The organism is Olsenella sp. CU969, assembly GCF_905219715.1.
In the GTDB taxonomy this organism is placed as follows: Bacteria; Actinomycetota; Coriobacteriia; order Coriobacteriales; family Atopobiaceae; genus Granulimonas; species Granulimonas faecalis.
Genome location: NZ_CAJMXC010000099.1, coordinates 1 through 6,237 on the forward strand (window position 1 = coordinate 1; position 6,237 = coordinate 6,237).

The following is a 6,237-nucleotide window of genomic DNA, read 5'->3' on the forward strand; positions in this document are numbered from 1 at the left end:
GGCGGGTGGGCGCGTTGCTCATCACCGGGAAGTCCTTGTTGTACAGGTTGAACTCCGGGTTGGCGCCCAACAGCTGCATGGCGGTGTCGTGGTAGGACGAGATGGTGCCGACGTCGCGCCAGAAGCCGTTGAACTCGTAGCAGAAGATGCGACGGCCCTCCTCGAGCATCTTCGGGATGATGTTGTTGCCGAAGTCGTGCTCGGAATCGGGATCGGCGGCGTCCTCCTTGAGGGCCTGCACCATGAGGTCGGTTGAGAAGATGTAGATGCCCATGGAGGCGAGGTTGGAGTCGGGCTGGGCCGGCTTCTCGGTGAACTTGATCACCGAGTCGTCCTCGTCCTTGGTGATGATGCCGAAGCGGCTGGCCTCGTCCCACGGCACCGGCATGACAGAGATGGTGAGGTCGGCGTTGTTCTTGATGTGGACGTCCAGCATCTTACGGTAGTCCATGGAGTACANGTGGTNGCCCGAGAGGATGAGCACGTACTCGGNGTCGTTGNTCTCGATGTAGCCGAGGTTCTGGTAGATGGCGTCGGCCGTGCCGGCGTACCAGGAGCCGCCAGCCTCGGTGGCGAACGGCGGGAGCACNGAGACGCCCGCGCCGCGCTCGTCGAGGTTCCAGGCCGCGCCGGTCCCGATGTAGCTGTGGAGCAGGTNGGGCCTGTACTGCGTGAGGACACCGACGGTGTTGATGTCCGAGTTGGCGCAGTTGGAGAGCGCGAAGTCGATGATGCGGTACTTNCNGNCGAAGGACNCGNCGGGCTTGGCGATGGACCGGGTCAAAGCCCCGAGACGGGAACCTTGGCCGCCGGCAAGAAGCATGGCGAGGCACTCCTTCTTGCTCATTTGATACCCCTTCCGATCTGTCAGGGGGCCGACGGNGCCGGCCACTCCNTCAATTTGAAAATACTCTAAACGTGCCAGATGTCNTCAGCGTACTCGCGGTTGGTTCGGTCTGAGCTGAAGAAACCGGAGTTCGCAGTATTTGCAAGCGCCATCCGGTTCCAGCGGCGGCGGTCGCCGTAGACCTCGCCCAGGTGCTCCCACGCCGAGACGTAGGGGCGGAAGTCCTTGAGGACGAAGTCGGCGTCGTTCTGATGCATGAGGCCGTCGTGGATGAGGCTGAAGTCGCCGGACAGGCGGGCGAAGGTGCCGTCCACGAGCTCGTCGACCACGCGGCCGAGGCGGTCGCGGTCGCGGTTGTACTCGTCCCAGGCGAAGTAGTCGCCGCGGGACTTGTAGCCCTCGACGTCGGCCACCTCGAGGCCGAAGATCTCGATGTTCTCACGGCCGGCCAGCTGGGCGATCTCGACGTTGGCACCGTCGAGGGTGCCCAGGGTGATGGCGCCGTTGGCCATGAGCTTCATGTTGGACGTGCCGGAGGCCTCCATGCCGGCGGTGGAGATCTGCTCGGAGATCTCGGCGGCCGGGTAGATGAGCTCGGCGTTGCCCACGGAGAAGTTGGGGATGAAAGCTACTTTGATCATCTCGTTGGCACGGGGGTCGTTGTTGACCACGTCGGCCACAGAGTTGATGAGGCGGATGACCTCCTTGGCGTAGGTGTAGCTCTGGGCGGCCTTGCCCGAGAAGATGAAGGAGCTCGGGCGGGGGCGGTAGGAGGGGTCGGCGACGATGCGGTTGTAGACGTCCATCACCTTGAAGATGTTGAGCAGCTGGCGCTTGTAGGCGTGGAAGCGCTTCACCTGGACGTCGAAGACGCTGTCGCAGTCGAGCTCCACGCCGGTCTGCTCACGCACGTACCGGGCCAGGCGCTCCTTGTTGAGGCGCTTGGAGTCGGCCATGGCGTCGAGGAACACCGGGTCGGCTGAGAAGGCCTCGAGGCGCTTGAGCTCGCTGGCGTCATCGAGCCAGCCGTCGCCGATGGCGTCGGTGATGAGCCGCGAGTAGCTGGGATTGGCGTTGCCGAGGAAGCGGCGGAACGAGATGCCGTTGGTCTTGTTGTTGAACTTCTCGGGCGTGAGCTCGTAGAAGTCCTTGAGGACCTCGCGCTCCAGGATGTCGGTGTGGATCTTGGCCACGCCGTTCACGGAGTGGGAGCAGATGATGGACAGGTTGGCCATGCGGACCTGGCCGTCCCAGAGGATGGCNGTGTCGCGCAGCANGTCCATGNGGTCGCCGTGCTNGACCATGAAGTCCTCGCGGTAGCGGCGGTCGATCTCCTCGATCCACATGTAGATNCGGGGCANGNGGNGGTNGAAGACGTCGATGGGCCACTTCTCCAGGGCCTCGGGCAGCACCGTGTGGTTGGTGTAGCTGATGGAGCGGGTGACGATGCCCCNCGCGGTGTCGTAGTCCAGGCCCTCCTCGTCCACGAGCACGCGGAGGAGCTCGGCTCCGCACATGGCCGGGTGGGTGTCGTTGGTGTGGATGGCGACGGCCTCGGGGAACGCGGCCCAGTCGACGGTGCCGTCGGCGCCGGTGTGCTCGCGCTTGAAGGTGCGCATGATGGAGCCGATACCCGCTGCCACGAACAGGTACTCCTGCTTGAGGCGCAGGATGCGGCCGTGCTCGCCGGCGTCGTTGGGGTAGAGGATCGTGGAGATGGCCTCGACGTCCGTGCGGAACTTGGAGGCGTCGGCGTAGGCGCCCTCGTTGAAGGCGTCGAGGTCGAAGCGCTCCTCCACGGGCTCGGCTGCCCACACACGCAGCTTGTTGACGGTGTTGCCGCCGTAACCCACCACGGNGATGTCGTAGGGCACGGCGTTGACGGTCTCGCCGCCCTCCAGGGTGAACCAGTAGCGACCGTCCTCCTCGTGGCGTACCACCTCACCGCCAAAGGTCACCGGCACGGCGGACTCGGGGCGACGCACCTCCCAGGGGTAGCCCTTGGCCAGCCAGTTGTCGGTCTCCTCCACCTGGCGGCCGTCCTTGATGACCTGGCGGAACAGGCCGTAGCGGTAACGCATGCCGTTGCCGTAGCCGGCGATGCCCTCGTGGGCCATGGAGTCGAGGAAGCACGCGGCCAGGCGGCCGAGGCCGCCGTTGCCGAGGCCGGGGTCGACCTCGCAGGAGGAGACGGCCTCGAGGCTCGTGCCCATCTCGGCGAGACCCTCGCTCACGGTGTCGAGGATGCCGAGGNTGAGCAGGTAGTTCTCGAGNNGGGGGCCGATGAGGAACTCGAGGGAGAAGTAGAAGACGCGCTTCTTGCGCTGAGCCTCGATGGCGTTGTCGTTGCGCACGTGGATGGCGCGGGCGCGGAAGGCGACGAGCTTGCAGAGGGCGGCGAAGCGCTCGTGGTCGTCGGCCTCGTCGAAGCCCTTGCCCACCTCGNACTCGACCATGCGGCGGTACTCGCGTTTGAACTGCTCGGTGTCCTTGAAGATCTCGTTTTTCATGTATGCGCNCTCTCTCGAAGTGGTGTGGGCTGTCCCCTAGCGCATGGTGGAGCGCTTGGACGGCTTCTTGGCGGCCGTTTTCTTGACTGGAGCCTTCTTGGCGGCGGGGGCGGCCTTGGCGGCGGAGGCTGCGGCCTTCTTCACGCGGGCCTCGGCGACGGAGGCGACGGGCTCGGCCTTCTTGGCGGCCTCGGCCTTGGGCGCGGCGGCCTTGGGCGCGGGCTTGGGGGCCCCGTCCTTCTTCACGGCCGGCTTGGAGGCGGCGGGCTTCTCCGCCGCGGCCTTGGCGGGCGCCTTCTTGGCCGGAGCCTTCTTGGCGGGCGCGACCTTCTTGGGAGNGGCCTTCCTAGGCGCCGCCTTGGGCTTGGGGGCAACGTAGGACGACTTGCCGGTGCGCTTGAGCACCACGCCGGCCAGGGGCGGCACGCGCAGGACGATGGAGTCCTCGCAGCGGTCGGTGGCCGTGGGCGTGGAGACGAGGGTGCCCTCGTTGATCACGCCGGANCCGCCGAACTCCACGGCGTCGGTGTTGAAGACCTCCACGTAGTTGCCCTCGCGCGGCACGCCGAGGCGGAACTCCTCGTGGGTGGCCGGGTCGAAGTTGATGACCACCACGCGGTCGTCCACGGGGCGGTCGCCGTGGCGCACGTAGGAGACGATGGACTGCTCGCTGTTGTCGGCGTCGATCNACTCGAAGCCGCCCTCGTCGTAGTTGTGCTGCCAGAGGCCCTTGTTGTCGCGGAANAAGCGGTTGAGCTCGCNGACGAAGTGCTGGAACTTGCGNTGGGTGTCGTACTCGTCGGTGAGGAACNACTGGATCCCCTCGTAGTAGCGCCACTCGATGAACTGGGCGATCTCGTTGCCCATGAAGTTGAGCTTGGCGCCGGGGTGGGTCATCTGGTAGAAGGCGAGGTTGCGCAGGCCGGCGAACTGGCGCCACCAGTCACCGGGTTGGCGCTGGATGAGGGACGCCTTGCCGTGCACGACCTCGTCGTGTGACAGCGGCAGGACGTAGTTCTCGGAGTAGGCGTACATCATCGAGAACGTGAGCAGGTTGTGGTTGCCGGGGCGGTACGGGAAGTCGGTCTTGCAGTAGTTGAGGGTGTCGTTCATCCAGCCCATGTCCCACTTGTAGTGGAAGCCCAGGCCACCCACCTCGGCGGGACGGGTCACGAGGGGCCACGCGGTGGACTCCTCGGCCATCATCATGGCGTCGGGGTGGTACTTGCCCACGGTCTCGTTGACGTGGCGCACGAAGTCGATGGCGACGAGGTCCTCCTCGGTNCCCTTCTCGTTGAACTTCTTCTGGGAGGGGTCGTCGACGCCGAAGTTCAGGTACAGCATGGAGGTCACGCCGTCCATGCGGATGCCGTCGGCGTGGTAGGCCTCGAGCCAGAACAGGGCGTTGGAGGTCAGGAAGGTGCGCACCTCGCCGCGGGCGTAGTCGAACTTGTAGGTGCCCCAGTTGGGGTGCTCCTCCTTCTCGTAGAGCTTGTGGCCGTTGAAGTGCACGAGGCCCTGGATGTCGCGGCAGAAGCCGCCGNGCACCCAGTCGAGGATGACGCCGATGTTGGCCTGGTGGCACCTGTCCACNAAGTTCATGAAGGCGCAGGGGTCGCCGTAGCGGGCGGTGGGGGCGTAGTAGCCGGTGGTCTGGTAGCCCCAGGAGCCGTCGAAGGGGTGCTCCATGACGGGCATGAGCTCGATGTGGGTGTAGCCCATGTCGGCCACGTAGCTCACGAGCTCCTCGGAGAGCTCGTCGTAGGTGAGGTAGGAGCCGCCGCCCTCACCGGTGCCGAGGCCGTCGAGGCCGTCGTCGTGGCGCCTCCAGGAGCCCAGGTGCACCTCGTAGATGTTGAGGGGGCGCTTGAAGTGGTCCGTACGGCCGCGGCGGCCCATCCACAGGCCGTCCTTCCACACGTGGCCGGAGAGGTCGGCGAGGCGGGAGGCGGTTCCCGGGGGGCACTCGCTCCAGAAGGCGTAGGGGTCGGCCTTGTACTGCTCGGAGCCGTCGTCGCACAGGATGTAGAACTTGTACAGCTGGCCCTCGGCGGCGCCGGGGACGAAGCCCTGCCACACGCCGCCGTTAGGGGTCTCGGTCAGGGGGTCTGCCTCGGTGTTCCACTCGTTGAACTCGCCGATGACGGTNACNTTGCGGACGCCGGGGGCCCNCACGGCGAAGGTGTAGCCGTCCCGGCCGTCGACGGTGGCCCTGTGGGCACCCATCTTCTCCCAGCTGCGGTTCCAGTCGCCCTTGGCCAGCAGGTAAAGGTCGTCTTTGGTGATGGTGTGTTCGGTGGCGCCCATGAAGCGCCCTCCCTTCTCTGCGGCCGCGGCCCCACAGAACCCGGCCCTCCGTTCAGGCTGCTGCCCGACGCTCTTCAGGGTATTTTGCGATTACGTGAGCCTACGATACCCGGTGCATCCCACATATACAAGTAAAACAGCGCCTCCCACTGCGATTTTTGCCGAAATGCCCCCCAAAAACCGTTGTTTCCGCTGGTGCATCCCAGTATTACTTTTTCTTTGCAAATAGGGTCAATCGGGGCGAAACCGACGATAAACCGTTGGTGACCATCGGGGTTGACCATGGATGGGAGACATTTTTTCACACTATATCCCTTGCTTTTTCAAAGGGCTTAGTTAGGTACCGAATAAAAAAGTGACCCGGGAAGGGCGTCGGCACCCCCCCCGCCAAGGGCGATGGGGCGATGGGAAGGACCGGGCCGGGGTCGGGGCGAGCCGGAAGCCGAGAAAAGCCCGGCCCCTCCGAGGAGGGACCGGGCTCGAATCCAGGGAGCGGCCTTGGGCCGGGCGCCTTAGTAGTTGACGGCGCGCTGCTGGAAGTAGGACTGCGGGTGGCCGCAGACGGGGCAGACC

At 65.4% G+C, this 6,237-nt stretch carries 2 protein-coding genes and 1 pseudogene; all 3 read right to left on the minus strand.

Annotation, left to right across the window (positions count from 1 at the left end; all coding sequences use genetic code 11):
- On the minus strand, positions 1-847 hold an 847-nt coding region (locus JX283_RS07680; protein ID WP_204830051.1), incomplete at its 3' end, for a sugar phosphate nucleotidyltransferase.
- A gap of 65 nt (positions 848-912) precedes the next feature.
- Positions 913-3,357: pseudogene (locus tag JX283_RS07685) on the minus strand (glycogen/starch/alpha-glucan phosphorylase).
- 36 nt (positions 3,358-3,393) lie between these two features.
- The gene (gene glgB / locus JX283_RS07690) at positions 3,394-5,664 is read right to left on the minus strand and encodes a 1,4-alpha-glucan branching protein GlgB (protein WP_204830052.1); all 2,271 of its coding nucleotides are present in this window, start codon (positions 5,662-5,664) and stop codon (positions 3,394-3,396) included.
- Positions 5,665-6,237: the final 573 nt, after the last annotated feature.